Here is a 26,717-nt window from a genome sequence, read left to right on the forward strand (position 1 = left end):
GCCTATCCCGCAATCCGCAACTTTCCCTATGCTTTTGTTCAGACATCGGATTTTCTGAAAAGCGCTTCACACTTTTCGGTTCGATGCTGTAAACAGGCATTTCGATATTTCTGAGAATTCCTCACAGGACGTGACATTGGCCGAAAAGACCGGATTGTTCATCAGCTTCGAGGGCGGCGAAGGCGCTGGCAAGTCGACGCAGATTCGCACGCTTGCCGAGGCGCTTCGCGGCCGTGGTTTCGATGTGATCGTAACCCGTGAGCCGGGCGGTTCGCCGGGGGCGGAGGCTGTTCGCCATGTTCTGCTGTCGGGTGCTGCCGAATCCTTCGGCGTGCGCATGGAGGCAATCCTGTTTGCGGCAGCGCGCAACGACCATGTCGAGGAGGTCATTCGCCCGGCACTGGAACGTGGCGCAATCGTGCTTTGTGACCGGTTTCTTGATTCCTCACGTGTCTATCAGGGTACGACCGGCAATCTTGAGCCGGATTTCATCGAGACGCTGCAACGCGTTGCTATTGATGGCGTCGTACCGGAACTGACGTTGATCTTCGATATCGCCGCCGAAAAGGGCCTTGCCCGGGCCAGAAAGCGTGCGGATGAGGGTGCCGCACCGGACCGTTTCGAAAAAGAGGAAATCGAGACCCACGAGAAGCGGCGTGAAGCCTATCTGGATATTGCGCTTGCCGAGCCGCGTCGTTGTCGGATCGTCAATGCCGATCAGCCGGAAGAAAAAGTGACGGAAGACGTCATGTCATTTGTCGAGCCTTTGCTCGAGCGGCTGGAGACTGCGGCGGGCACGGCGCATGAGTGAGGTTCAGGGCGTTCTCGACGGCGCAATTGCGCCGCAGCAGAACACGAAGCTTTTCGGCCATGGCGAAGCGGAGGCGTTTCTTGCGCAGTCCTATCGCTCCGGCAAGGGCCACCATGCGATCCTGATCGAAGGCCCTGAAGGCATTGGTAAGGCAACACTCGCTTTCCGTTTCGCCAACCACGTACTTACCCATCCCGATCCAGCCACAGCACCGGATTTCCTGGCCGATCCCGATACGGAATCGCTTGTCAGCCGGCAGATCACCTCCGGTGCGTCGCATAATCTGCTGCATCTGACCCGCCCGGCGGATGAAAAGACCGGCCGCGTGAAATCCGCCATCACGGTGGATGAGGTGCGGCGGGCAGGGCACTTCTTCTCGCAGACCTCGGGCACCGGCAATTGGCGTATCGTCATCATCGATCCGGCTGACGATCTCAATCGCAATGCCGCAAACGCCATTCTGAAAATACTCGAAGAGCCGCCAAAGCGGGCGATGTTCCTCGTTTTGTCGCATGCGCCGGGCAAATTGCTGCCGACAATCCGCTCGCGCTGCATGCCGCTCCGGCTGCTGCCGCTTTCGGATGCGGATATGGTGCAGTCGCTCGATCATCTCGGTATCAGCCCGGCTGGCGAAAAGCGGGATGCGCTGCTTTCCGCCTCCAAGGGCAGCGTCGCGCAGGCGTTAAAACTGATGAATTACGGCGGCTCTGACATTGTGGAGGCGCTCGCCTCCGTCATGACGGCCGAAGGGCCCGGTGCACGCAAGCAGATGCACAAGCTTGCCGAAGTTCTGGCACAGAAGGACGGCGATATTGTTCTCGGCTTCTTCATGGAGCACGTGACGGAGGAGTTGATGGCGCGTGCGAGAGCGGCGGCGATGGCCGGTGATATCTCGGCGGCAGAGAAACATGCGCGCCTTTCGTCGACGCTTTCGGAACGCATTACCGTGGCGCAGGCCTATAATCTCGACAAGAAGCAGATGGTGCTTTCCATTCTGGAAGATGTTCGCCGCGTGTGAGACCCAAGAGATCGTACGGAACGTACGCTTTTGCTTTCGCTGTTGCGAACAATCGTTTAAGAGCGGTCTATCCAAAAAACAGCCTGTAAAGTCGATAGACCGTCATGACAGACAAGACACCCTTCTACATCACCACCGCAATCTCCTATCCTAACGGCAAGCCGCATATCGGCCATGCCTACGAGCTGATTGCGACGGATGCCATGGCACGCTTTCAGCGCCTGGACGGAATGGATGTTTTCTTCCTGACCGGCACCGACGAACACGGCCAGAAGATGCAGCAGACAGCGCGGGCGGAAGGCATTTCGCCGGAAGAGCTGGCGCAGCGCAATTCCGACCAGTTCCGCGAGATGGGCAAGCTCCTTAACGCCTCGAACGACGATTTCATCCGCACCACGGAAGAACGTCATCACGAGACCTCGCGCAATATCTGGAACCTGATGGCCGACAGCGGCGACATCTATAAGGACAGCTATGCCGGCTGGTATTCCGTGCGCGACGAGGCCTATTACGGCGAGGACGAGACGGAAGTGCGCGCCGACGGCGTTCGCTATGGGCCGCAGGGCACGCCCGTCGAATGGGTCGAGGAGGAGAGCTATTTCTTCAAGCTCTCGGAATATCAGGACAAGCTGCTGAAGCTCTACGAGGAGAACCCGGATTTCATCGGTCCCGCTGAGCGTCGAAACGAGATCATCTCCTTCGTCAAATCCGGCCTCAAGGACCTGTCGATTTCCCGCACGACATTCGACTGGGGCATCAAGGTTCCTGATGACCCGAAGCACGTCATGTATGTCTGGGTCGATGCGCTGACCAACTACATTACCGCTACGGGTTACATCGAAGACAAGAACGGTCCGCGCGCAAAATATTGGCCGGCCGACGTGCATATCATCGGCAAGGACATCATTCGCTTCCACGCGGTCTATTGGCCGGCTTTCCTGATGAGCGCCAAGCTGCCGCTGCCCAAGCGGGTTTATGCGCACGGCTTCCTGCTCAACAAGGGCGAGAAGATGTCGAAGTCGCTTGGTAACGTCGTCGATCCGGTCAATCTGGTCAACCATTTCGGTCTCGATCAGGTCCGCTATTTCTTCATGCGCGAAGTCTCATTCGGCCAGGACGGCAGCTATAGCGAAGAGGGCATCGCCACCCGCATCAACGCAGATCTTGCCAATGGCATCGGCAATCTGGCCAGCCGCTCGCTGTCGATGATCGTCAAGAATTGTGACGGACAGATCCCGACGCCCGGGCCGTTGACCGATGAAGACAAGGCGATGCTCGCCTCCGCCGATGGGCTTCTGGCACTCTGCCGTGAGGAAATGGGCAAGCAGCTCATCCATCGCGCGCTTGCAGCCATCATCGCCGTCGTTTCGGAAACCGACCGCTATTTCGCGTCGCAGGAGCCGTGGGCTTTGAAGAAGACCGACCCAGAACGCATGGGCACCGTGCTTTACGTGACGGCGGAAGTCGTCCGCCAGATCGGCATTCTGTTGCAGCCCTTCATGCCGGGATCCTGCGAGAAGCTGCTCGATCTGGTTGCTGCCCCTGCCGACAAACGGGATTTTGCCGCACTCGGCGAAGCCGGACGTCTGGTTCCGGGAACGCCGCTTGAGGCACCGAAGCCGGTCTTCCCGCGTTACGTCGCACCGGAAGCGTGAAGGCGACGACCATGCTGATCGATACGCATTGCCATCTGGATTTTCCCGATTTCGAGGCTGAGCGCGACGATATCATCGCCCGCGCCCATGCTTCCGGCGTTGCCCAGATGGTGACGATCTCGACCCGGGTGCGCCGTCTGCCCGAGCTTCTGAAGATTGCGGAAAAATATCCGTCGGTTTTCTGCTCGGTCGGCACGCATCCAAACAATGCCGACGAAGAACTCGACATTTCGGCCGACGAGCTTGTGCGGCTTGCCGAGAGCCATGACAAGATCGTGGCGATCGGCGAGGCGGGGCTGGATTATTTCTACGACACGCAAAAGCCGGAAGACCAGAAGACCGGCCTCGTTCGCCACATCGAGGCGGCGCGGAGAACCAAGCTTCCGCTCGTCATCCACAGCCGCAGCGCTGATGAGGACATGGCTGCGATTCTGCGTGAAGAAAGCGACAAGGGTGCTTTTCCCTTTATCCTGCACTGCTTTTCCGCAGGTCCCGATCTCGCCAAAACCGGCGTCGAACTTGGCGGTTACGTATCCTTTTCCGGCATTCTGACGTTCCCGAAATCGCAGGATATCCGCGATATTGCAGCCACCGTGCCGCTCAACCGTCTCTTGGTGGAAACGGATGCGCCTTATCTCGCGCCCAAGCGTTGGCGCGGCAAGCGCAATGAGCCTTCTTATGTGGTGAACACGGCGGAAGTGCTGGCCGAGGTACATGGCATCTCGTTCGAGCGCATGGCCGAAATCACCACCGAGAATGCTTTCCGCTGCTTTTCGAAGATGACAAGGGTGTAGGCGTGGCAATCTACCGTCGCCGCTTTACGGTTCTCGGATGTGCGTCGTCTCCCGGCGTACCGCGCATCAACGGCGACTGGGGCGCCTGCGATCCTGAAAACCCCAGGAATCGGCGTACTCGTGCGGCCTTCATGGTGGAGCAGATCGGACCCGATGGCGGTAAGACCACCGTCGTCATCGACACCGGGCCTGATTTTCGCGAGCAGATGATTGCCGCCAAAGTGGAGGCAGTCGATGCGGTTCTATACACTCATGCCCATGCCGACCATTTGCACGGTATTGACGATCTGCGCATCTATTTCGCCATTCAGCAGAGCCGCATTCCCATCTATGCCGATCCAGTCACCATGGCGCGCATCTGGGATGGTTTTGCCTATTGCCTGGAAACGCCTCCGGGCAGCAATTATCCGCCGATCGTCGAGCCGCGGATCATCGCCGATATCGACGCGACCCTGATCATCGACGGGGCAGGCGGGTCGATACCTTTCAACGTCCACATGCAGCAGCATGGTGACGTGCACTCGCTCGGCTTTCGGATTGGCAATGTCGCCTATTGCACCGATGTCAGCGATTTTCCGGTCGAAAGCGTGCCCAAGCTTGCCGGTCTCGACGTCCTCGTCATCGATGCGCTGCAGCACCGTTATCACCCCAGCCATCTCTCGCTCGAACAGGCGCTCGGCTGGATCGATAGATTTGCACCCAAAAGGGCGATCTTGACCCATATGCACATTCCGCTCGATTATGACACGGTGATGCGCGAAACGCCTGATCATGTTGAACCGGCTTACGACCAGATGCGTTTCGAAGTCGAACTCGAGATTGAAGCGCCCTAATACCGCCTGAAAAGGAACAGCATGTCGACCCGGCCTTTCCGTGCACCCAGTATGGCGAGCTTCTTCGACAATCTGCGCTCCAGTCGCCTGCGGGCGATGTTCCGGCGCGGCGAGCTGGGGCTGGTGGCTCTCGCCGTCCTCATCGGCATTGCGGCCGGCCTTCTGGTGGCGCTGATCGGCGGATTGAGTACGGCCCTTCATGTGCTGGTCTTCGGTGTCGAGCGGCTGAGCAGCAGTGAACTCTCCGGCTGGATCGTGCTTGCCGGGCCGGTCATTGGCGGCATCGTACTCGGCCTGATCCTCTTCATTCTTTCGAAAACCCGCAAAAAGCCGATGGTCGACCCCATCGAGGCGAATGCGCTGCATGGCGGACGCCTTTCGCTGACGGACAGCATCATCGTCTGCGTGCAGAACATCGTCTCAAACGGTTTCGGCGCATCTGTCGGGCTTGAGGCAGGCTATACGCAGATCGCCAGCGGTGTGGCCTCCAAGATCGGCATCAAGCTAAAGCTGAGACGAGGAGACATGCGCATCCTCGTCGGCTGTGGTGCTGCTGGTGCCATTGCCGCTGCCTTCAACGCGCCTCTAACCGGGGCATTCTATGCCATAGAACTCATCATCGGCACCTATACCGTCGTGACACTCGCGCCGCTCATTGTCTCTGCGCTGGTTGCCAGCATCGTGGCAGGGCTTATCGGCGGACATGGCTTGTCCATCGATATCTACGATGCCAGCCGTGTGACGCCTCCGGATTATGTACCGGCCATCTTTCTCGGCGTGGTATGTGCGTTTATCGGCATCGTGCTGATGCAGACGGTCTCCCTTATCGAGGAAACCGCCCGCAAAAGCGCCATTCCCGGCTGGCTGCGTCCAACAATCGGTGGCGTGGCGGTGGGCGCACTTGCGCTGATTTCACCGCAGGTCCTGTCGAGCGGCCACGGTGCGCTCCATCTCAACATCGATGCCGATCTGACGATATACGGGCTGGCCGGGCTTTTCCTGCTGAAGGCTGCGGCGAGCGCGATTTCCATCGGCTCGAATTTCCGCGGCGGCCTGTTTTTTGCCTCGCTGTTCATGGGGTCGCTGGTCGGCAAGATTTTCGCACTCTGCGCACCCTATATCGGCTATGGCTCGACAGCACCCGTGGTCTACGCCGTGGTCGGCATGAGTGCTTTTGCCGCCGCCATTATCGGCGGTCCTCTGACGATGACGTTTCTGGCGCTGGAACTGACCGGAGACTTCCAGATCACGGCTTTGGTGCTGGCGGCCGTCGTCACGACATCGCTCGTGGTACGCACCACCTTCGGTTACTCCTTCGCCACCTGGCGTTTTCACCTGCGGGGCGAAAGCATCCGCAGCGCCCACGATATCGGCTGGATCCGCGACCTGACGGTGGGCAAGATGATGCGCGCCGATATTCGCAAGGCCAATGTCAGCATGGGACTTCCGGCCTTCAAGGAGAAGTTTCCGCTAGGCTCTACGCAGCGGGTTATCATGACACACGATGACGGGCGTTATGCCGGCATGGTCCTCGTGCCGGAAATCTACGCCGATCCGATGGATCGCGATCCCTCCAAGATCAGCCTCGAGACCTACCTCAATTACAAGAACGACGTGCTGCTGCCGGCGATGAACGCACGTCAGGCGGCGGCAGCCTTCGATGCTACCGAAAGCGAAGCTCTGGTTGTCGTCAACGACAAGATCGAAAACCGACCCGTGGGCCTGCTGACGGAAAGCCATACGCTGAGGCGGTATAGCGAAGAGCTCGAGCAAAGGCGCCGGGAGGCGTCAGGAGAGTTATAAATCACATCAGGAAACTGCACTTATATCTTGAAATATATAGGTTTATTATGATCTATATCTCGGGGCCACAGACTTCTGATTTTCCAGCGATGTCGCATGGGCTAACTTGGCATCACATTGTGAAGCAAGCTGTCATTCGCCGCAGCGGATGCGATTTGAGTACTCAAAGGAATAGACCATGGATGGCGGCAACTTCGATCTCAAGGAGGAAATCCGCGATTATTGGTCGAAAAGATCAGAGACTTTCGATCTGGCCTTTGGACACAAGATAGCAGCTGGCGCCGAGGCCAATGCATGGCAGAAGCCGATCCGCGACCTGATGGGACCTGAGCCGAAACATATCCTTGAACTGGCCTGTGGCACCGGCGAGGTGACGCGGCTTATTCATGATCTCGGCCACGAGGTCACGGCACTCGACTTTTCAGAAGCGATGTTATCCGTAGCGCGCGCCAAACATGCGGGAAAACCAAGGCTACGTTTCGTGATGGCGGATGCCGAAAACACCATGGAGCCGGATGCGTCCTATGATGCGATCATTTGCAGGCATCTGGTCTGGACACTGACGCAGCCTGAGGAGACCTTCCGCGAGTGGTTCAGGCTGCTTCGTCCGGGCGGTCGGCTCTTGTTTTTCGATGGTGACTGGGCAACGCCAAAACCGGCAGGGCGTCTCGCCAGCCTTTTGATCCGGCTCATCGATCTTTCGGTGGGGGCCGACAAGAATTACGATGGTGCCCAAAGCAGCCATCATGCCGCAATCATGAAGGCGCTTCCGTTCGGGCAGGGGTTGCGCCCGCAGATGCTGAAGCCGCTCCTGATCGCCGCCGGCTTTACCGGCATCGAACTGCACTCACATGCCCCGATTGCGAGAGCGCAGCGGAAAAACACCAACCTGCGCAACAGGCTGCGAACTTTCGTCTACCGTCGTTTCATCCTGACCTGCCGCCGTCCTTGAAACGGGACTGGTAATGGGAAACGGGAAAGGTGAGGGGTTGAGTGTGAAATCACACAACCACAAACTCAGCGGTCCTTTACAATCGCACCACCCGAGAAATGGTCGCGGTACCAGGGCAGAAACCATATTGCGAGCGGGCCGAAGACCATGCGATAGAGCGCTTGCGTAAAGGTCAGTCTTTCGCCGGTGCGCCGGACGACCTTTAGTCGCATTAGCAGTTTTCCGGGAGTTGCCATGAAGGCGCTGCTTTCGAAGGCCGGGAAATAGCAAAACAACACGGATGCCAGCCATAAAAGCGTTATACCCATCAGAGGTGTCGGCGGTTGCCCCGCTGGAGCGTCCATATACTGCGGTAGCCACTCTGCGGCGATGAATGTCGGTGCAAACGCCACACTGATGAGCAAGATGAGATCGACTATTCCTGCGACGATGCGTTTGAAGATCATGTTTCATCCCTGGACGTGAATCTGACTCGAATAAGATGATTGTACAAGCTATCTACAGAAAACACCCGAAAGCGCTGTCAGTCTTTCCAAACGCCTTTGACGCAAGGAAACGAGCTACATGACTGCTCCACTCGTCATCTACGCGGATGGTTCATACGACCCCGTTGCATTATCGGGAAGCTGGGCATTCATCGTGTTTGAAACCGAGCGGCAGATCCATGCTGCGCGAGGAACGGAAATCGGACTTACGAACAATTCGTTTGAAGTCATGGCGGTCATGAATGCACTTTTATGGCTCGATGCACAGGCTCCAGGCCGGCCAGCCAAGCTCTGGACAGACTCCGCTCACGTGATGGAAGGTTGCCATCGCTGGCGCGAAATCTGGCGGAGCAACGGGTGGAAACGCATCAATCCAGATTCGCGAAAACGCAAACGACAGATACCAGATGGCGGTCTGTGGCAGAATGTGGATCGTTTGCTCCTTTGTAATCCGAACGTCGAGATAGCGTGGTGCAAGGGACATTCCGGTATAGCCGGGAACGATCTCGCGGATGCTTTGGCCCGTACCAAGATGGTGGATGGGGGCAATTAGTCTCACGCCACCCGGTCTATAGACACACGCCAGCAGCTTGTTCTTGTTGAAGTAGCGGAGCCTCAAGCTGTCCGCACATGAACAAAATTGGGGCGCTGTCGGCCCTGAAATCCACGCCAGTATGATGCCGCTGTTCCTCCTTAAATTGCCGTCCCATCTCTCCGCCAAGGGTCTGCAATTTGCTGTGGCAACGGGTGCATAAAAAATCCCAGCTGGGTTGACTCATTTATGAAACCGGTTACATTCCCTCATGTAAACGGTTTCATCGGTTAAAAACCGTGCTTGGAGGAGCAAATTTTCATGTTTAAACATTTGATGGCTGCTGCCGCTATGGTGCTGGCGGCGGGCACGTCCGTGCATGCTCAGGAACAGAGCTTCAAGATCGGTCTTTCCAATTCTTTCGTCGGCAGCGAGTGGCGCACGCAGATGATCGAGGAAGCCCAGGCTGCCGCAAAGGCGTGGGGCGAAAAGGGCGTGAAGGTCGAAGTCGTCGTTCAGAGCGGTAATGTCGATGTGCAGGGGCAGATCGGCCATATCCGCAATTTCATGAACCAGGGCGTTGATGCGATCCTCATCAATCCCGGCAGCCCGACTGCCTTTGATCCGATCTTCGCTCAGGCGAAGGCACGCAACATTCTCGTCATCGCAACCGACGCGGAAGTGTCCTCTAAGGACGCGATCTATGTCGGCATCGACCAGAAGGCCTGGGCGGCACAGTCCGCACAGTGGCTTGCGGATTCGCTGAAGGGCAAGGGAAGCGTCGTCGCGATCAACGGTATCGCCGGCAATCCCGCCAACGAAGCCCGCGTCGCCGGTTACCGCGAAGTGTTCAAGAAATATCCTGATATCAAGGTGCTGAACGAAGCCAATGCGAGCTGGGATCAGGCGCAGGGTCAGCAGGCAATGCAAAACCTTCTCGCCACCTATCCCGATATCAGCGGTGTGTGGGTGCAGGACGGCATGGCCGATGGCGCATGGCGCGCAATCGAAGCCGCCGGCAAGACCAAGAACATCGCCGCGACAGGTGAAATCCGCAAGGACTTCATGACGCGCTGGGAGAAGGAAAAGTTCAACTCCGGCGCCTCCGTCAATCCTCCGGGTGTCATGGCCAGCGCGCTCAACGTTGCGGTTCTGAAGCTGCAGGGCAAGGAATTCAAGGACGGCATTTTCGGCGGTACCTACGGCAACGCCATCTATATTCCGATACCCTTCGTGAGCAACGACAACCTCGCGGACAACATCAAGTCCGCCGAAGGTAAGCCGGGCTATTGGTCTGTCACGGCAACCGTGACGCCGGAACAGGCTGGCGAGTTCTTCAAGTAAGATCAGTCTCGGGCTGGCCGCAAACGCCAGCCCGAAACCTGAAATTCGAATGTGGACCGCGTATTGCGCGCGTCCGCCAGTGACGAAGCACAATGACAAGTAAAATTCGGGGACATGCGATGGCGAACGCTCTGGAAGCGGCCGGCATACAGAAGAATTTTGGCGCCGTGCGTGCGCTTTCCGACGGCAGGCTGACCGTTGGTCGCGGTGAAATTCACGCGTTGCTCGGTGCGAATGGTTGCGGCAAGAGCACGCTCTGCAAGATCGTTGCAGGTGCGGTCGCGCCGACCAGCGGCACCATCCGGTTCAACGGCGAAAACGTGCGCTTCAAAAGCCCGCGTGACGCCGAAAATGCCGGCATTGCGCTGTTTTATCAGGAGCTAAGCCTCATTCCGCAGCTTTCCGTCGCTGACAATATTTTTCTCGGTCGCGAACCGAAGCGCGGCGTTTTTGTCGACAGCAAGGCCCTGAAAGCCGAGGCGTGCAGGCTGATCGCGCTGTTTGACGGTGTTGCCGGCACCGGTCTGGAGCCGGATGCGATCGTCGGCAATCTGCCGCCCGATCAGCGCCAGCTCGTCGAAATCCTGAAAGTTTTCGCCCAGAATGCCAGACTCATGATCATGGATGAGGCGACAGCGGCCCTCGATGGCCGCCAGTCTGAGCGTTTTTTTGAGATACTCAGAGCCAAGAAGGCGGACGGTATCTCCACCATCATGATTTCCCACCGGCTCGATGAGGTTTTTGCTGTCTGCGACCGCATCACCGTCATGCGTAACGGTGCGACCATTTCGGAACTCGACACCGCCGCTACCACCCGCGAGGCCGTGGTGCATGACATGGTCGGCGATGTCCGCGCCGCGCCTGCCCGCCAGCAGGGACGCGCAGGTTCAGCGCCCAGCCTGAAGGTGACGGACGTTGCGGGCGAGGGTGTTCGCGGTGTCAGTCTTGAAGCCTATCCGGGTGAAATCGTCGGTTTGGCGGGATTGCAGGGGCAGGGCCAGTCGGCCTTGCTGAAGGGCCTGTTCGGCGCAAGCCCCTTTGCCGCCGGGCAAATCCAGTTCGAGGGCCGTGATGTCGCCATCGGCAAGCCTTCGCAGGCGGTTCATAACGGTTTTGCCTATGTGTCGGGCGACCGCGGACGTGATGCCTCGCTTCAGGGCCGGTCGATCTTCGAAAATCTTGTTGCAGCTCTGATGGTGCGCGAAAAGATGAGACTGGTCCGGCCCGCGACGCTGAAGCCGCGTGTGCAGAAGGTCGCGGACGACATGAAGACGAAGTTTGCTGGCATGGATATGCCGATAGGCACGCTCTCAGGCGGCAACCAGCAGAAAATCTTCATTTCCCGCTGGCTTGCCACCGCACCGAAACTGCTGCTGCTCGATGATCCGACCAAGGGTATCGATCTTGGCGCCAAGGCCGATCTCTTCGCGCTTATGCGCCAGCAGGCTGACGCGGGCGCGACCATTCTTCTCTATTCCTCGGAAGATGCGGAAATCCTCGAATATGCCGACCGCATTCTCGTCTTCAACGGCGGACGCATTTCTGCGGAGCTGACCGGAGCCGACATGACATCCGTCAACATGACCCGCGCCGCCTATGGAGACGCCGCATGAATTCCCTCGGTTTTATGCGTAAGCAACCCTGGATCATAACTCTTGTGGTTCTGGCCGTTCTCATCGGCGTCAACACGTTTCTGCAGCCGTCTTTCGTGCAGCCGGCCGTATTGCAGTCGAACCTGACGACATTTCTTCCCCTTATCCTGGTCGCCATCGGTCAGACCTATGTCATTCTGGCGGGGGATATAGATCTGTCGGTCGGAAGCATCGTAGCGCTCGCCAATGTCGTTACCGTCAGCGTCATCGCTGCACTTGGCGGAACGGCAGGTGCCGTCTTCGCAGGTATGGGAGCGGGAGTTGCGGTTGGACTGATCTGTGGGCTGGTCAACGGCCTGTTCATATCCGGCCTGCGTTTCCAGCCCATCGTCACCACATTCGCGACGGGCATCATCTTTGCCGGTCTGGCGATCTGGGTTCTGCCGCAGGCCGGTCTTCCCGTGCCGGAAGCCTATTGGCAGACCTATTCCGGTAGTTTCATCGGTTTGCCTTTCGTGCTGTGGATGCTGTTGGCTGGTATTGCCTTTACGCTCGTTGTGTCGCGCATTCCGTTTCACGTGCATTTGTTGGCCGTGGGCGGCAATCGCACGGGCGCTTTCCAGACGGGCCTGCGCCTCTCCGGCATTCGCATTGGCGCCTACATGATTTCCGGTCTGTTTTCGGCGCTCGCAGCGCTGTGCCTGACGGGCGAGACCGCCTCCGGCGACCCCTTGCTCGGTGCAAGCCTGGCGCTCTCCTCCATTTCGGCGGTCGTTCTTGGCGGCACAGCACTTTCCGGCGGGTTCGGCAGCTCGACAGGATCGATCGCCGGCGCGCTGGTGCTGGGCATGATCGGCAATGTGATTTTCTTTGCGGGCTTGCCCTTCGAGTACCAGACATTGGTGCAGGGGTTGATCGTGCTGACGGCACTTGCCGGTGGCGTTCTGGTGACGAGGCGTTGAGATGACAAATTCCGGTTTGAAAATCAAATCCATCATCACCGATCCGCTGACCATTGCGATTGGCGCGTCAGTCTTCCTGCTGCTGGTCGGCGAACTGTTGTCGCCCGGCTTCGCACAGGGGTCGCAGATCGTGCGGCTGCTGACGATCGCCGCCATTCTCGGCATCGTCGCGGCGGGCCAAAATCTTGTGATCCTCGGCGGACGCGAAGGCATCGATCTGTCCGTCGGCGCGATGATCTCGCTCGGCGCGGTCCTTGCCGGTAACATGATGAACGGACAGAATGTCGGAATACCGCTCGCCATACTGGTCGCAGGTGGCATTCCCTTCCTGATCGGCCTCATCAATGGCCTCGGCATCACCTTCGTGCGCATTCCGCCGCTGGTCATGACACTCGGCATGACAGCGGTGATCCAGGGCGGGCTTGTGGTCTATTCGCAGGGCGTTCCATCAGGTGCGGCGGCGCCCCTCCTGGCGGGTTTCATCAACCGGCCTCTCGTTTTCGGTATTCCCGGCGTCCTCTTCGTCTGGCTTGGCATTGCCGCGATCATGCTGTTCGTGCTGCGCCGCACGGCCTTCGGCTTCTCCATTTACGCCATCGGCTCCAACGAGCGGGCGGCGACGTTGGTCGGATTGCCCGTGTCTTTGATCCGCACGCTGCTTTACGGCCTGTCCGGCCTGTTTGCCGGTCTGACCGGGGTCTGCGTGATCGGTTATACCGGCACCTCCTTCATTTCTGTCGGCGACCAATATGTCCTTCCATCGATCATCGCTGTTGTCATCGGCGGCACTTCGCTTGCCGGTGGTGCGGGCGGATATATCGGAACCATGGCCGGGGCAGTTGCGCTCACCATTCTGCAAAGCGTACTGATAACGCTCAACCTCGATGTATGGGCCCGGCAGATCATATTCGGTGTCACGTTACTTGCGCTGATGCTGCTTTATGGCCGCCAAAAGCAGTTGCGTGTGTGACAGATGAGCAAAGACCAAGGTTCGAATATCAGGGAAGTTGCAGCTCTCGCGGGCGTTTCGATCGCGACCGTGTCACGGGCGCTGCAACAACCCGACAAAGTCCGCCCGGAAACGAGGAAGAAGGTTTTCGATGCCGTCAGGCAGGCGAACTTTGTTCCCAACGCCCAGGCCGCAAGCTTCAGGCGTCAATCCAACAATACCGTCATTCTTCTCGTTCGCGATATCGGCAACCCGTTTTATCTCGAGATCTACAAGGGCGTGGAGGAAGCGGCGGGGGAGGCGGGCTTCAAGGTGCTCATGGGCGACGCCCGTAACGACGAAAACCGCGTGGCGACACATATCGACATGGTCAGGCAGAAACATGCTGACGGCCTCATCCTGATGACCGGCCAGTTTCCTTCAGAGCTTCTCGGTCAGGGTGACGCGCTGCCGCCGATCGTCATCGCTTCGGAAACCGTGCCAGGCATCGCGCTGCCCACCGTCAAGGTCGATAACCGCGCCGCGTCCAAAAACGCCGTGCATCATCTGATCGAAGCAGGGCACACGAAGATCGCACATCTCGCCGGACCTTTTCCGGAAAGTCTGGCACAGGAGCGTTTCGAGGGCTACCGCGACGCGCTTGAGGAAGCGGGTATCGGTTACGCGGATGAACTCGTCGTGACAGGCGATTACAGCATCGAAGCCGGTAGACAGGCGATTGCCGGACTTCTCGAAAACGGCATTTCCTTCACCGCCATCTTCGCCTCGAGCGACCAGATGGCGATTGGCGCGATCAGCGAGCTGCGCGGGCGCGGGCTGTCCGTGCCGACCGATGTCTCGGTCATTGGCTTCGACGATATAATTTTCGCCAATGCCTTCGAACCACCGCTAACGACAGTGCGCCAGCCCCGGCAGGAAATGGGCCGCAAAGCCATGGCGCTGATGGTCGACCGGCTTAATGGCAAACGCACGGCCGAAACCATCGTGCTGGATACGGAACTGGTGGTGCGCGGCTCGGTCGCGCCCTGCCGTTCGCCGCACCGGTAGCGGCCAGACTGTGAATGCAAGGAGTGTAAGGACATGAAGACGATCAAAGGCCCGGCGATTTTCCTCGCGCAATTTGTCGGGGACAAGGCACCCTTCGACACGCTCGACAATCTCGGCCAATGGGCGGCTTCCCTTGGGTACAAGGGCATTCAGGTGCCGACCGATCCCAAGCTCTTCGATCTCGAGAAAGCTGCCGCTTCCAAGGCTTATTGCGATGATATCAAGGGACGTCTGGCCGAGACAGGCGTCGAGATCACCGAGCTTTCAACCCATATTCAGGGCCAGCTCGTCGCTGTTCATCCTGCCTATGACGAGATGTTCGACGGTTTTGCGCCCGCCGAACTGCGCGGGAAACCGCAGGCGCGTCAGGAATGGGCGGTCAACCAGCTGAAGTGCGCGGCGAAAGCCTCGCAGCATCTGGGCCTCAAGAGCCATGCGAGTTTTTCCGGCGCGCTGGCGTGGCCTTTCATTTATCCCTGGCCGCAGCGCCCCGCAGGTCTTGTCGAAATGGCCTTTGCTGAACTCGGCAAGCGCTGGACGCCCATTCTCGATACATTCGAGGAGAATGGCGTCGATCTCTGCTACGAGCTGCATCCCGGCGAAGACCTGCATGACGGCATTACCTTCGAGCGTTTTCTGGAGGCGACCGGCAATCATTCCCGCGCCAACATCCTTTATGATCCCTCGCACTTCGTACTTCAGGCGATGGATTATCTTGATTTCATCGATATCTACCACGAGCGCATCCGGGCCTTCCACGTCAAGGATGCCGAGTTCAATCCGACCGGGCGGTCCGGCGTCTATGGCGGTTATCAAGGCTGGGTCGACCGGCCGGGGCGCTTTCGCTCACTCGGCGACGGGCATGTCGATTTCGGCGCGGTGTTTTCCAAGCTCACCCAATACGACTTCGAAGGATGGGCCGTGCTGGAATGGGAATGCGCGCTGAAACACCCGGAGGACGGGGCGCGTGAAGGTGCCGGCTTCATCGAAAATCACATCATCCGCGTGACTGAGCGGGCTTTCGACGATTTCGCCAAAAGCGGCGTCGATGATGCCGCCAACCGTCGCCTTCTCGGGCTTTGAAAGGGATAGACATGTCCTCCGCAACAGCAAGATTTAATAGCCGCCGCATTCGTCTCGGCATGGTGGGTGGCGGTCAGGGTGCCTTTATCGGCGCGGTGCATCGTATCGCCGCGCGGCTCGACGACCGTTACGAATTGGTCGCCGGTGCGCTTTCCTCCGACCCGGCACGCGCCAGCGCTTCGGCAACCCTGCTAGGCATTGCGCCCGAGCGGTCCTACGCTTCGTTTGAGGAGATGGCGTCGGCCGAGGCCGGTCGTGAAGACGGTATCGAGGCGGTCGCCATCGTCACCCCCAATCACCTGCATTTCGCCCCGTCCAAGGTCTTCCTCGAATCTGGCATCCACGTCATCTGCGACAAGCCCGTCACGGCGACGCTGGAGGAGGCCAAGGAGCTGGCGAATATCGTGAGGGCATCCGACAGGCTGTTCATCCTCACGCATAATTACACCGGCTATGCCATGTTGCGGCAGATGCGGGAGATGGTGGCCAACGGCGCCATCGGCAAGCTGCGCCATGTCCAGGCCGAATATGCGCAGGACTGGCTGACCGAAGCGGTCGAAAAGACCGGCGCAAAGGGAGCGGAATGGCGCACCGATCCGAGCCGCTCTGGCGCGGGCGGGGCAATCGGCGACATCGGCACCCACGCTTTCAACGCCGCCGCCTTCGTGACCGGTGAAATTCCCGCGAGCCTCTACGCAGATCTCACTTCCTTCGTTCCGGGCAGGCAGCTGGATGACAGCGCCAATATTCTGCTGCGTTACGAAAGCGGCGCGAAGGGCATGCTCTGGGCAAGCCAGATCGCTGTCGGCAATGAAAACGCCCTGTCGCTCAGGGTCTATGGCGATAAGGGCGGCCTTGAATGGCACCACCGCGTGCCGGACGAGCTGTGGTTCACACCTTACGGCGAGCCCAAGCGGCTGATTACGCGCAATGGCGCGGGCGCAGGCGCTGCCGCAAACCGCGTCAGCCGTGTGCCATCAGGGCATCCGGAGGGATATCTCGAGGGTTTTGCGACGATCTACCGTGAAGCCGCAGACGCAATCATCGCAAAAAGGGAGGGAAAAGCAGCCGCCGGGGATGTGATTTATCCCGGCATAGAGGACGGCCTTGCGGGTCTCGCATTCATCGATGCGGCCGTGCGGTCCAGCCTGACCTCGTCCTGGGTAGAGATCGACATCTAGATCACTGGATATCGGGGACTGACGACGCAGGGCATCGGAGGTTGTGCTCAGCATTACCTAATTGTTCGGAAGAGCACGGGCAGGCGTGTCGTCATATTGATCAAACGGAAAGGGAGTTACGCGTTTGAAAACGTTCAAGTCAAAATTCGCAAAGATGGCATTCGTCGTCGGACTGGCGGCCGGTATCGCAAATCCGGTTTTTGCCGATGACAGCAAGACGCTGCCGATTGCCGCGCAGATGTACACACTGCGCAACGCCGGAACGCTTGAAGAGCAGCTTGCCATCCTCAACCGCGCGGGCGTTTCCGCCGTGGAAACGGTGGATATGCAGAAGGTCAGTGCCAGCGAGCTGAACGCGCTTCTGGAAAAGCACAAGATCAAAGTCATTTCCTCGCATGTGCCGATCGACAAGCTTCGCGGCAACCTCGACGAGGTCATCACCGAGCAGAAGGCTGTCGGCAATCCGGTCGTGACCGTGCCGTTCCTCAAGCCCGAAGACCGCCCTAAGGACGCCGCAGGCTGGACAGCCTTCGGCAAGGAACTTGGCGGATATGCCGACAAGCTTTCCGCGGCTGGCCTCTCCATGGCCTATCACAACCATGATTTTGAAATGGTCAAGTTCGACGGCAAGACGGCGCTTGAACTGCTGCTCGACGCCGCAGGTCCGAAACTGCAGAGCGAACTCGACGTCGCCTGGGTGGCGCGCAGCGGCAATGATCCGGCTGAGTTCCTCGGCACTCTGAACGGTCGGGTTTTTGCAATCCACGCCAAGGACAATGCACCGGCCGGCACGGCCGAAAACGAGCGCGGCTTTGCAACGATTGGTACCGGCGTTCTCGACTGGAAGACGATCCTGCCCGCGGCCAAACATGCCGGCGCACAGTGGTTCATTCTTGAACACGACCTTCCGCTCGATGCCGAGGCGGTCGTGACCAAGGGCAACGCGTTCCTGAGCGAGCGCCTGCCGACCATTCAGTAAACACTGCCAGTAAAACCAGAACCGCACCCCGGCGGCCGGTTTCGCCGGGGTGCATAAGGTTCGACAGACGCATGATGAGGTTTCCGCCGCGTTGCGACGGGGAGCGCATTGTCTCGTCGACTTTTTACCCAAGTACCAATCGGAGGAGTTATCATGGCGGACAATCATTATGATGCGATTGTTGTCGGTTCAGGCATAAGTGGAGGCTGGGCTGCAAAGGAACTCACGGAAAAAGGCCTGAAGGTTCTGCTGCTGGAGCGCGGCAGAAACATCGAGCACATTACCGATTATCAGAATGCCGACAAGGAAGCCTGGGACTATCCCCATCGCAACCGCGCCACGCAGGAGATGAAGGCGAAGTATCCGGTTCTCAGCCGCGACTATCTGCTGGAAGAGGCGACGCTCGGCATGTGGGCCGACGAGCAGGAAACGCCCTATGTCGAAGAAAAGCGTTTCGACTGGTTCCGTGGTTATCACGTCGGCGGCCGTTCGCTGCTGTGGGGACGCCAGACCTACCGCTGGTCGCAGACCGATTTCGAGGCCAATGCCAAAGAAGGGATCGCCGTTGACTGGCCGATCCGTTATCAGGACATTGCTCCCTGGTATGATTATGTCGAGCGTTTCGCCGGCATTTCCGGCAGCCGCGAGGGGCTGGACATTCTTCCTGATGGTGAATTCCTGCCGCCTATTCCGCTGAATTGCGTTGAAGAGGATGTGGCACGCCGGTTGAAAACCGCCTTTAAAGGCACGCGCCACCTCATCAATTCGCGCTGCGCCAACATCACCCAGGAACTTCCCGATCAGGAGCGCACGCGCTGCCAGTTCCGCAACAAGTGCCGGTTGGGCTGTCCTTTCGGGGGCTATTTCAGCACGCAGTCATCGACCCTGCCGGCGGCAGTCGCCACCGGAAATCTTACGCTCAGGCCTTTCTCCATCGTCAAGGAAATCCTTTACGACAAGGACAAGAAGAAGGCTCGCGGTGTCGAGATCATCGATGCCGAAACGAACCTGACCTATGAATACACCGCCGATGTGATCTTCCTCAACGCTTCGACGCTCAACTCTACCTGGGTTCTGATGAACTCGGCCACAGACGTGTGGGAGGGAGGGCTCGGCAGCAGCTCGGGCGAACTCGGCCACAATGTGATGGACCACCATTTCCGCATGGGCGCCACCGGCGAGGTGGAAGGTTTCGAAGAGTTTTATTTCAAGGGCCGCCGCCCGGCGGGATTTTATATTCCCCGTTTCCGCAACACCGGCGACGACAAGCGGAACTATCTGCGCGGTTTCGGTTATCAGGGATCCGCCAGCCGTTCGCGCTGGGAGCGGGAAATCGCCGAACTCAACATCGGAGCCGACTACAAGGAAGCGCTGACCCAGCCGGGCGCCTGGACTATCGGCATGACCGCCTTCGGTGAAATGCTGCCTTATCACGAGAACCGCGTGAAGCTGGACCACGACAAGAAGGACAAATGGGGCCTGCCGGTCCTGTCGATGAATGTCGAGATGAAGCAGAACGAACTCGATATGCGCGAAGACATGGTCAATGACGCAGTCGAGATGTTCGAAGCGGTCGGCATCAAGAACGTCAAACCGTCGAGGGGCAGCTATGCGCCGGGCATGGGCATCCATGAAATGGGTACGGCCCGCATGGGACGCGACCCCAAAACTTCCGTGCTTAATGGCAACAACCAGGTCTGGGATGCGCCGAACGTCTTTGTCACTGACGGTGCCTGCATGACTTCGGCCTCCTGCGTCAACCCGTCGCTCACCTACATGGCGCTGACGGCGCGTGCCGCGGAATTTGCCGTTTCCGAACGCAAGAAGGGGAACCTGTGATGAACAGACGTGAACTGCTGAAACTGATAGCCATTGCCTCCGGTCTTCCGCTGATCGGCGCTGACGTGGTCAATGCGGCGGAAAACGCCGCCAAGCCCTCCGGCGACGTCCACGTGTTCAGCCCGGAGGAAATCCGGCTTCTGGACGAGGTGGCTGAAACGATCATCCCTCGCACATCCACCCCGGGTGCGAAGGACGCTGCCGTTGGCGCATTCATGGCAGTCTATGCGGCCGATTGTTACACGGGCGAACAGCGGAAACTCTTCCTCTCCGCGATGGCTGACATCGAAAACCGCAGCCGAACGGAATACAAGAAGGCGTTTCTGGAGCTGACGTCGCAGGAGCGGCAGACGCTGATTTCTGCACTGGACAAACAGGCTCGGGCGGAACAGACACCGACCGCACCGCATCCCTTCACACTCGTCAAGCAGCTGACGCTGCTCGGTTTTTTCACCTCGAAGATCGGCGCCACCGAGGTTCTCGTTTACGACGAAATCCCCGGCGGCTTTGAGACCTGCGTTCCCTACAAGAAGGGTACGCCCGCCTGGGGCACGACCTGAATTGAGAACAAGCCGCCCGCCTGCATTCGCAGGCGGGCGCGTTCATACGGCAGAACAAGGATGACACGATGCGCAAGAGAATGATCATCACGGCGGCAATGCTGGCAGCAAGCGCCATTCCCGCTTTTTCAGAGGGCGATGTTGCCAAGGGGGAGGCGGCCTTCAAGCGCTGTTCCGCCTGTCACGCCATCGGCGAGGGCGCGAAAAACAAGGTCGGCCCGCAGCTTAACGGGATCATCGGCCGCACTGCGGGTGGCGATCCGGACTATAATTACTCGAATGCGATGAAAAAAGCAGGCGGGGAAGGGCTGGTGTGGACACCGGAGGAACTGCGAGACTTTCTCAGCGCTCCCAAGAAGAAAATCCCCGGAAACAAGATGGCCTTGGCGGGCATCAGCAAACCGGAAGAACTGGATAATCTTATCGCCTACATCGAAAGCGCGTCTTCGAAACCAGCCGAATGACAGCACGCCGTTTATCGAACATCAAAACTCCCGCAGTTTTGAGACGATGACCACGACTTTACCCCAGCATATCCTGCGCGCCGAAGGCCTTGCCAAGGAATTGCCAAGGCCTTCCGGCGTTGTCTTCAAGGATGCATTTGCGCTACTCAAACACCGGTTCTCAGGGGTCGGTCCGTCCTTCCTGCAGGCTCGACTTTTCGAACGACTTGTCCTGATGGAAGCCCAGTTTGGCCAAGCCGTTTTTCACCTCCGGCGCGTTCATGAATAAATCCCAGATCAGGCCGCTGCGATAGTTTTCCATCATCGCAACAACAGGCCCTTGATTGATCGCAAGATGCGTTCCGGACACCCAGCCGGTTGAGGGCTGGAATGAATCCATGAGGCCAAAGCGGCCGATGAGTGCACCATTGTTCCATTGCAGAAAACGCAACGCCGCCTCGCGTGAGCGATGAGAAAAGAAGGGCATGCTAGAGAGGGCTGCCGTTGTCGCAATGATGCCGTCATCGTCGGTCGGAGAGTTTACGACATAGCCCTTTGGCCCATCACACGCAGACAGACCCCACCCGGCCTCACTTGGGTAGCGCGTGCGGCAGTAGCGGTAATTGATCATGCAATGCGCGTGAACCTGCTCCAGATAGTCGTGACAATAAACATCGCCGAGACCGCGCGGATCGAGTGTGCAGAAGGAATAGTGCGACAGGAAAAGCGGTCCTCCATACGGCTGGCCAAGCGGCAGCCGAACACCGAGATACATCGATCCGTTCCGGATTTCGCCATCGCTTGCCCATCCGGAATGATAAGACTCGGCGCTGATTGCATGCGTCGTTGAACCCGCCGCGAGCACATAACAGACGAGGGCCTCGTTCCAGCCCACAATCGGCAAGTTTTTCGCCCAGGCATACCGACGGCTCCAATGCCAGAACAGCGGCCCGGGCTTTCCCCTGGTAAACCAGCCCCACTCCACCGTCTCGACGATTTCATTTATGGACCGGCGTAAATCGATTTCGGAGGATGTCTGCGCGCCAAAAAACTGTCTGACGCAGATCAGCGCCTGAACCAGAAGAGCGGTTTCAACGAGATCTCCGCCGTCGTCGAATTTCGCGAAGGGTATCGTTCTTCCACTGGACGCATCGATGAAGTGAGGGAAGGCGCCATGAAAACGCTTCACACTTGCCAGCGATCTCAACATCCGGCTCGCCCGCGCGATGGCTTCCTGTTCGGTTATCCAAGAACGGCGGACACCAACGATGAGCGAAAGAAAACCAAACCCGATACCGGAGACCGACGCGATTTCATGGATCGAGAGACCATCGGATCGCATACGATCCCGCGGTAGGCCACTCTCCGGGTGGCTCCCGGACCAGAAATATTCAAAGGTGTTGCGATGCAAACCATGAAGTTCAGCAGGTAATTTATCCGTCAATTCCAACCTCAGGGACCAGCGGCAATCAGTCTGCAGATCGACTGCCAAGCCTTATCCGACTCTGTCACCATCTCCAAATTTCAAGCGGAGCGGTGAATCCCGGTAGCCTCAAAAATTCTCGGCTACCGCAGCATCTGTCTTATCGTCTCAACGATCTGCTCTTCGCAGTAGGGTTTCGTAAAGAAAGCCGTATCTGCCGCGATCATATGACCGGGATCTGCGAGATGGCCGGAAACCAGGATAACTTTGATAGGGGGCCACCTGTCACGAACAATGGCTGCCAGTTGCAGGCCGTCGACGCCGCGTGGCATATCGATATCAGTGAAGACAATTCGTATGTCTGCGCGTGCCTCAAGGATATTGACCGCCTCCGTAGCATCTGCCGCAGCAATTGCTGTGTATCCTGCGGTTTCAACCAGATCCACGGCGGCAAGGCGTAGCAGCGGCTCATCCTCGACGACGAGTATGGTTGCCACATCGGCAGCATTCGAGGTCACGGTCATCATGACTGTCTCAAATGGGAAACCAGTCCCTGCATCGTTACCCGCAGGCCGTCAGGATCAAAATTGACCTCGACACCGCCTGTACCCATCAGACCAAGCTGGATGAGCTTCGATCCGAAACCTTTACCCGATGGAGCGGTCACCGGCGGGCCGTCCTGCTCCTTCCATTCCAGAACAAGCGCGTTCTCGCCGCCTGCATCTTCTATCGTCCATGAAATAACGACGGTTCCGGCATCAGAAGACCAGGCTCCATATTTCAAGGCGTTTGTGCCAAGCTCGTGCATCAGGAGAGCCAGCGACAGTGCAGTCCTGGGCCCGATTTCCATGTCGGTGCCCGATATGCGGTATCGCTCGGGAAGAGAAAGTTGGCGAAGCACGGAATCGATCACTGCCACCATGCGCGCCGACGACCAGTCCTGGTTCAGGAGAACCTCATGCGCATTGGAAAGCGCGCGCAATCTGCTCGTGAAGGCTTCGACAGGGGCTCTGTCGGTAACAGGGCGAAGCGTCTGTGTCGCAATCGCCTGAACCATGGCCATCGTGTTTTTGAGCCGGTGGCTGATTTCGTGATTGAGAACCTGCTGTTCCTGCTCGGCCCGAATCCTGGAGATCGCCTCACGCGTGCGGTCCGCTATCGCACGCACAAAATCACGCTCCTCGGACGAGAATTCATGCGGCTTGTCGTAGTGTACGAACATGACCCCCGCGAATGCACCTCTTTCGATGATTGGCACATTCACGAGGACGGAGATGCCTAATGAGTGTAGAAGCTCGGCTGAAGCGGAGGTTCTCGGATCTGTCGCCACATCGGGTATGATGACCGTCTCGCCGCGCTTCAAATCCTGGATGTAGGATCCGTAATTCCTGAAATGATGGAGCCCCGCGACAGTGAACATTCCCTCCGCACACCAGTCGGGAAGCATCTGCACCGTCTCGGCGATAGGGTCAACGATGCCGTAGCCCGCCCGCGTCGCGCCTCTCAGACTCCCTGCCAAAATCTCGGCGGCGGCAAATGCCACTTCCGCAACAGTATCCAGCTCGCGGATCTTTTCGCCGAGTTCCAGGAATGCAAGCTGCCTGTCCTCCGACAGTTTTTGAGCGGTAGCGTTGCGTGCGACCTTGATATATCCCGGGACCTTGGGCGACGAATGGTTGGCCATCGGCCGGATCGTGCCGTCCAGAAAGATGCTGGAGCCATCAGCAGCGAGGTGCCATCGGCGGTCGGGTGCAACCCCTTCGGACGTGGCTCTGCTCACTTCAGCCGCAGGAACGCCGGCTGCCCGGTCCTCCTCAGTAAAAATCGACTCAAACGGCCGTCCGAGCATCTCGGCTTCCGACCAGCCAAATGTCTCCTGCGCTCCACCGAACCAGCTTGTAATGCGCTGGTCTTCATCGATCGTCATGATAATATAGTCTTTGGCGCCTTCGACGATCAGGCGAAGCTTCGTTTCGCTGTCGCGTAAAGCCTCCTGGGCTTGCATACGGTCAGTGACTTCAACAAACATGATGACGAACGCGTCTTCACCAGTGGCTTGAACATAGCCGTCAAACCACCGGTCCATCGATCCGATCTTGCGGGTGAAACGCTTGCTTTGTTGGGTCTCGACGGCCTCCACCACATCGGAAACCCACTCATTCTCGAATTCTGGAAAGAGTTCGCGCATGGTTCGACCAGGCACATCATCGCCTGGCAATCCAAGAAGAGTGCTCCATGCGGGATTGACCGTCTCGTACCGCCAATCGACAATCGTTCCGTTGACGTCACGGATCACCGAGCCTACGACGATGCCTTCCTCCAATTGCTGGAAAAGCGCACCCCAGCGTCGCTCGGAAAGGAAGGTCGCAATCTGGTTCGAGGCGACCCTTCCGATCTGGTTCAGTAACTGCAGCTCGCTTTCCGTCCATGTGCGTGGTTCGCCATCGATTGCTGCGAGCGCGCCGATCACCATGCCATCAGGGAGGGTTACAGGCACTCCCATGTAGGAGATCACGCCCAGATCGGTTATGGCCAGATTATTTCTAACGAGATCATGAACCGTCGCATCCCCGATGATCAAAGGCTGTCTGTCGCGAACCACATGCTGACAGAATGAATGCGTGAGTGGCGTTTCCGCTGCTTCAGCCCATTTGGGTGGCAACCCGACATGAGCGATGAAAACCTGCCGGTGCTCGTCCAGAATGGAGATCAAAGCCACTGGGCATTTCAGGCCGGTTTTGACGACCTCGATAATATCCTGGAATTCGGGTGGGCTCTGGACATCAAGCAGCCCAGAGTTTCGAACTGCGTCAATGCGTTCCGACGGTGAATTCAAGGTCAATCCTTATCCGCACAGGGGCGGCGTTGGTCAAGCCGACAAGGCGGCAAGCAGTTTGGGCGAAACAACAAGGCTGGGAGGAGGGGTAGCGGAGCGCTCTGCGCCAATAACGATGCCTTCAATGAACTGCAAGGCATTTTGCAAACCGTTCATCGTGTAGGGTTTCTCGATCGCTCCAAGTGCGCCTGCAAAGTCCTCAGGTATTCTCTTCAGGTTACCCGAAACAAAAACATAGGGGATGGAGCTCGAGGAAAGATATCGGCCGACTTCTATGCCCGTTGGACCATCCAGCAATTGAATGTCTACAAATGCGAATTGCGGCAGTGCCTTATTGGCAAGCTCGATAGCTTCCTTGCTGTCGGCAGCGATCCCCACAATCTCGTGTCCGGCATCTTCCACTTCGCTTTCAAGTTCCATCGCCAGCAGAGCTTCGTCCTCTACGATCAAGATTTTCACAGGAGATCCTTTCAGTCTTTTACAGAAAGCGTGACACGAACATCCGAGAGGCAACCTTCAACCGTCCGAACTATCGTAGCACGCAATTGTTTTACGCACGCTTCAAGCATCTTTTTGCTAAAGGCTGCTTCTTCCTTGTCCACTTCGCCCGGCGTGACGGTATCGGCAACCCTCACAAGGAAGTGGCCGTTGAGGCGCTTGACCTCCAGGTGCAATTGCCCGCCACGGTCCTTCAATCCTCTGCGAATGGCGTCGCCGATGAGTTCGTTGATGATCAACGCAAGGGGAGAGGCCTTGGTCGCCGGAACCACAACCTCGTGAAGATCGGTGGTGAGGATGATGTCGGTTCGCTTCAAGGCGCCGATCTTGTCGAGCATCAATGTATTGGCAAAATCCGCGACATCGAAATGCCCTACATCTTCATCGTTCAGAAGCTTGCGCTGGACGGTGCTGAGTGCTTCGACCCTGTTCAGCACAGACATCAATGTCCGCTCCACAACATCGTTATCAGTCATTCGCGCCTGAAGCTTCACGATTGAGGCGATCGTCAGGAGGTTGTTTTTTACGCGATGATCAACTTCGTGGACGAGGGTTGTTTTTGCCCGCAATGCCTCTGTCAAATCCGCCGTTCGCAGCGCCACCTCTCCCTCCGCGATGTGGCGGGCGCGAGCGAGTTCGGCTTCCTTGCTCTTGATATCGGTGAAGTCGAGTTGCGAGGCGAAAAAATAGATGACGGTTCCGGCAGCATCGCGAACAGGACTTACGAAGAGAGCATTCCAAAACTCTGATCCGTCCTTGCGATAATTAAGGATGTCGATCGCCAAATCCTGCTCGGCTGCGATTGCCTCACGCAGTTTCGTAACTGAACCAGGATCCGTGTCTGGACCCTGGAGCAGACGACAATTTTGACCAACCAGCTCTTCGGCGGAATAGCCCGTCAATCTGCTGAAAGCAGCATTGCAGAAGATGATTGGATTGTCGTTGAGGAGTGGATTTGTGATGATCATGGGCATGCGGGTGGCCTTGAAGGCTGCCGCAAACGGATCTTCAGAAGCGTGGCCAGATACTAGACGCTCTCCAGCGTCTTGAGCATCCTGCCGGAGGAGATCATTATCTTTCATGCAAGGTCCTGAAGGT

Annotated in this window: 25 protein-coding genes; 19 read left to right on the plus strand and 6 right to left on the minus strand. The window is 58.1% G+C overall.

The window, feature by feature from the left end:
* Window positions 1-136 precede the first annotated feature (136 nt).
* The 7 genes from tmk (at window position 137) to ACQZ45_RS01750 (ending at window position 7,866) form a co-directional block, all read left to right on the plus strand.
* Window positions 137-811, plus strand: a complete 675-nt coding sequence (gene tmk, locus ACQZ45_RS01720; RefSeq protein ID WP_111796420.1) for a dTMP kinase — start codon at window positions 137-139, stop codon at window positions 809-811.
* Entirely contained in the window at window positions 804-1,829 is a 1,026-nt protein-coding gene (locus tag ACQZ45_RS01725) for a DNA polymerase III subunit delta' (RefSeq protein WP_448742126.1), read from the plus strand. Before tmk ends, ACQZ45_RS01725 begins: the two co-directional genes overlap by 8 nt.
* A gap of 104 nt (window positions 1,830-1,933) precedes the next feature.
* Window positions 1,934-3,484 (plus strand): methionine--tRNA ligase, encoded by a 1,551-nt coding sequence (metG, locus tag ACQZ45_RS01730; RefSeq protein WP_003515246.1) that lies wholly within the window; start codon window positions 1,934-1,936, stop codon window positions 3,482-3,484.
* 11 nt (window positions 3,485-3,495) lie between these two features.
* Window positions 3,496-4,278 (plus strand): TatD family hydrolase, encoded by a 783-nt coding sequence (locus tag ACQZ45_RS01735; protein ID WP_003515245.1) that lies wholly within the window; start codon window positions 3,496-3,498, stop codon window positions 4,276-4,278.
* A 2-nt stretch (window positions 4,279-4,280) separates the two neighbouring features.
* A complete protein-coding gene (locus ACQZ45_RS01740) occupies window positions 4,281-5,111 on the plus strand; it encodes an MBL fold metallo-hydrolase (protein ID WP_038490991.1) in 831 nt (276 codons plus the stop codon).
* Between the two features lie 21 nt (window positions 5,112-5,132).
* Complete coding sequence (locus ACQZ45_RS01745) at window positions 5,133-6,914, plus strand: chloride channel protein (protein ID WP_113291722.1); 1,782 nt, start codon at window positions 5,133-5,135, stop codon at window positions 6,912-6,914.
* 178 nt (window positions 6,915-7,092) lie between these two features.
* Complete coding sequence (locus ACQZ45_RS01750; protein WP_025593436.1) at window positions 7,093-7,866, plus strand: class I SAM-dependent methyltransferase; 774 nt, start codon at window positions 7,093-7,095, stop codon at window positions 7,864-7,866.
* A gap of 65 nt (window positions 7,867-7,931) precedes the next feature.
* Here the strand turns inward: ACQZ45_RS01750 and ACQZ45_RS01755 are convergent, their stop codons facing one another.
* On the minus strand, window positions 7,932-8,312 hold the full coding sequence (locus ACQZ45_RS01755) for an RDD family protein (RefSeq protein ID WP_111789223.1): 381 nt from the start codon (window positions 8,310-8,312) through the stop codon (window positions 7,932-7,934).
* A 118-nt stretch (window positions 8,313-8,430) separates the two neighbouring features.
* Here ACQZ45_RS01755 and ACQZ45_RS01760 point away from each other — a divergent pair, with 118 nt between their 5' ends.
* The 12 genes from ACQZ45_RS01760 to ACQZ45_RS01815 all read left to right on the plus strand — a co-directional run bounded on the left by ACQZ45_RS01760 (window position 8,431) and on the right by ACQZ45_RS01815 (window position 20,883).
* On the plus strand, window positions 8,431-8,904 hold the full coding sequence (locus ACQZ45_RS01760; protein WP_013636090.1) for a ribonuclease H family protein: 474 nt from the start codon (window positions 8,431-8,433) through the stop codon (window positions 8,902-8,904).
* 300 nt (window positions 8,905-9,204) lie between these two features.
* Window positions 9,205-10,227: a substrate-binding domain-containing protein gene (locus ACQZ45_RS01765; RefSeq protein ID WP_113291723.1), complete on the plus strand. Its 1,023-nt coding sequence runs from the start codon at window positions 9,205-9,207 to the stop codon at window positions 10,225-10,227.
* 119 nt (window positions 10,228-10,346) lie between these two features.
* Complete coding sequence (locus tag ACQZ45_RS01770; protein WP_113291724.1) at window positions 10,347-11,840, plus strand: sugar ABC transporter ATP-binding protein; 1,494 nt, start codon at window positions 10,347-10,349, stop codon at window positions 11,838-11,840.
* Window positions 11,837-12,781 (plus strand): ABC transporter permease, encoded by a 945-nt coding sequence (locus ACQZ45_RS01775; protein ID WP_003515237.1) that lies wholly within the window; start codon window positions 11,837-11,839, stop codon window positions 12,779-12,781. The genes ACQZ45_RS01770 and ACQZ45_RS01775 overlap by 4 nt, the downstream gene beginning before the upstream one ends.
* A gap of 1 nt (window position 12,782) precedes the next feature.
* The gene (locus ACQZ45_RS01780) at window positions 12,783-13,751 is read left to right on the plus strand and encodes an ABC transporter permease (RefSeq protein WP_003515236.1); all 969 of its coding nucleotides are present in this window, start codon (window positions 12,783-12,785) and stop codon (window positions 13,749-13,751) included.
* Between the two features lie 3 nt (window positions 13,752-13,754).
* A complete protein-coding gene (locus tag ACQZ45_RS01785) occupies window positions 13,755-14,777 on the plus strand; it encodes a LacI family DNA-binding transcriptional regulator (protein WP_003515235.1) in 1,023 nt (340 codons plus the stop codon).
* 33 nt (window positions 14,778-14,810) lie between these two features.
* Entirely contained in the window at window positions 14,811-15,860 is a 1,050-nt protein-coding gene (locus ACQZ45_RS01790) for a sugar phosphate isomerase/epimerase family protein (protein ID WP_019566280.1), read from the plus strand.
* A gap of 11 nt (window positions 15,861-15,871) precedes the next feature.
* Complete coding sequence (locus ACQZ45_RS01795; RefSeq protein WP_065702520.1) at window positions 15,872-17,041, plus strand: Gfo/Idh/MocA family protein; 1,170 nt, start codon at window positions 15,872-15,874, stop codon at window positions 17,039-17,041.
* Window positions 17,042-17,165: 124 nt separating this feature from the next.
* Window positions 17,166-18,020, plus strand: coding sequence for a sugar phosphate isomerase/epimerase family protein (locus ACQZ45_RS01800; protein WP_003515232.1), 855 nt, complete (start codon window positions 17,166-17,168; stop codon window positions 18,018-18,020).
* A 153-nt stretch (window positions 18,021-18,173) separates the two neighbouring features.
* Entirely contained in the window at window positions 18,174-19,859 is a 1,686-nt protein-coding gene (locus tag ACQZ45_RS01805; RefSeq protein WP_003515231.1) for a GMC oxidoreductase, read from the plus strand.
* Window positions 19,859-20,419 (plus strand): gluconate 2-dehydrogenase subunit 3 family protein, encoded by a 561-nt coding sequence (locus ACQZ45_RS01810; protein WP_003515229.1) that lies wholly within the window; start codon window positions 19,859-19,861, stop codon window positions 20,417-20,419. The genes ACQZ45_RS01805 and ACQZ45_RS01810 overlap by 1 nt, the downstream gene beginning before the upstream one ends.
* 68 nt (window positions 20,420-20,487) lie before the next feature.
* Complete coding sequence (locus ACQZ45_RS01815; RefSeq protein ID WP_003515228.1) at window positions 20,488-20,883, plus strand: c-type cytochrome; 396 nt, start codon at window positions 20,488-20,490, stop codon at window positions 20,881-20,883.
* Window positions 20,884-21,043: 160 nt separating this feature from the next.
* Here the strand turns inward: ACQZ45_RS01815 and ACQZ45_RS01820 are convergent, their stop codons facing one another.
* The 5 genes from ACQZ45_RS01820 to ACQZ45_RS01840 all read right to left on the minus strand — a co-directional run bounded on the left by ACQZ45_RS01820 (window position 21,044) and on the right by ACQZ45_RS01840 (window position 26,701).
* Window positions 21,044-22,204: a glucoamylase family protein gene (locus tag ACQZ45_RS01820; RefSeq protein ID WP_003515227.1), complete on the minus strand. Its 1,161-nt coding sequence runs from the start codon at window positions 22,202-22,204 to the stop codon at window positions 21,044-21,046.
* 224 nt (window positions 22,205-22,428) lie between these two features.
* A complete protein-coding gene (locus ACQZ45_RS01825) occupies window positions 22,429-22,812 on the minus strand; it encodes a response regulator (protein ID WP_003515226.1) in 384 nt (127 codons plus the stop codon).
* Window positions 22,809-25,127, minus strand: coding sequence for a GAF domain-containing protein (locus tag ACQZ45_RS01830; protein WP_323687682.1), 2,319 nt, complete (start codon window positions 25,125-25,127; stop codon window positions 22,809-22,811). The genes ACQZ45_RS01825 and ACQZ45_RS01830 overlap by 4 nt, the downstream gene beginning before the upstream one ends.
* 27 nt (window positions 25,128-25,154) lie before the next feature.
* Complete coding sequence (locus tag ACQZ45_RS01835) at window positions 25,155-25,580, minus strand: response regulator (RefSeq protein ID WP_003515224.1); 426 nt, start codon at window positions 25,578-25,580, stop codon at window positions 25,155-25,157.
* Window positions 25,581-25,591: 11 nt separating this feature from the next.
* Window positions 25,592-26,701: a PAS domain-containing protein gene (locus ACQZ45_RS01840; RefSeq protein WP_003515223.1), complete on the minus strand. Its 1,110-nt coding sequence runs from the start codon at window positions 26,699-26,701 to the stop codon at window positions 25,592-25,594.
* Window positions 26,702-26,717 lie beyond the last annotated feature (16 nt).

The organism is Agrobacterium sp. 16-2014-1-2a (assembly GCF_053522705.1).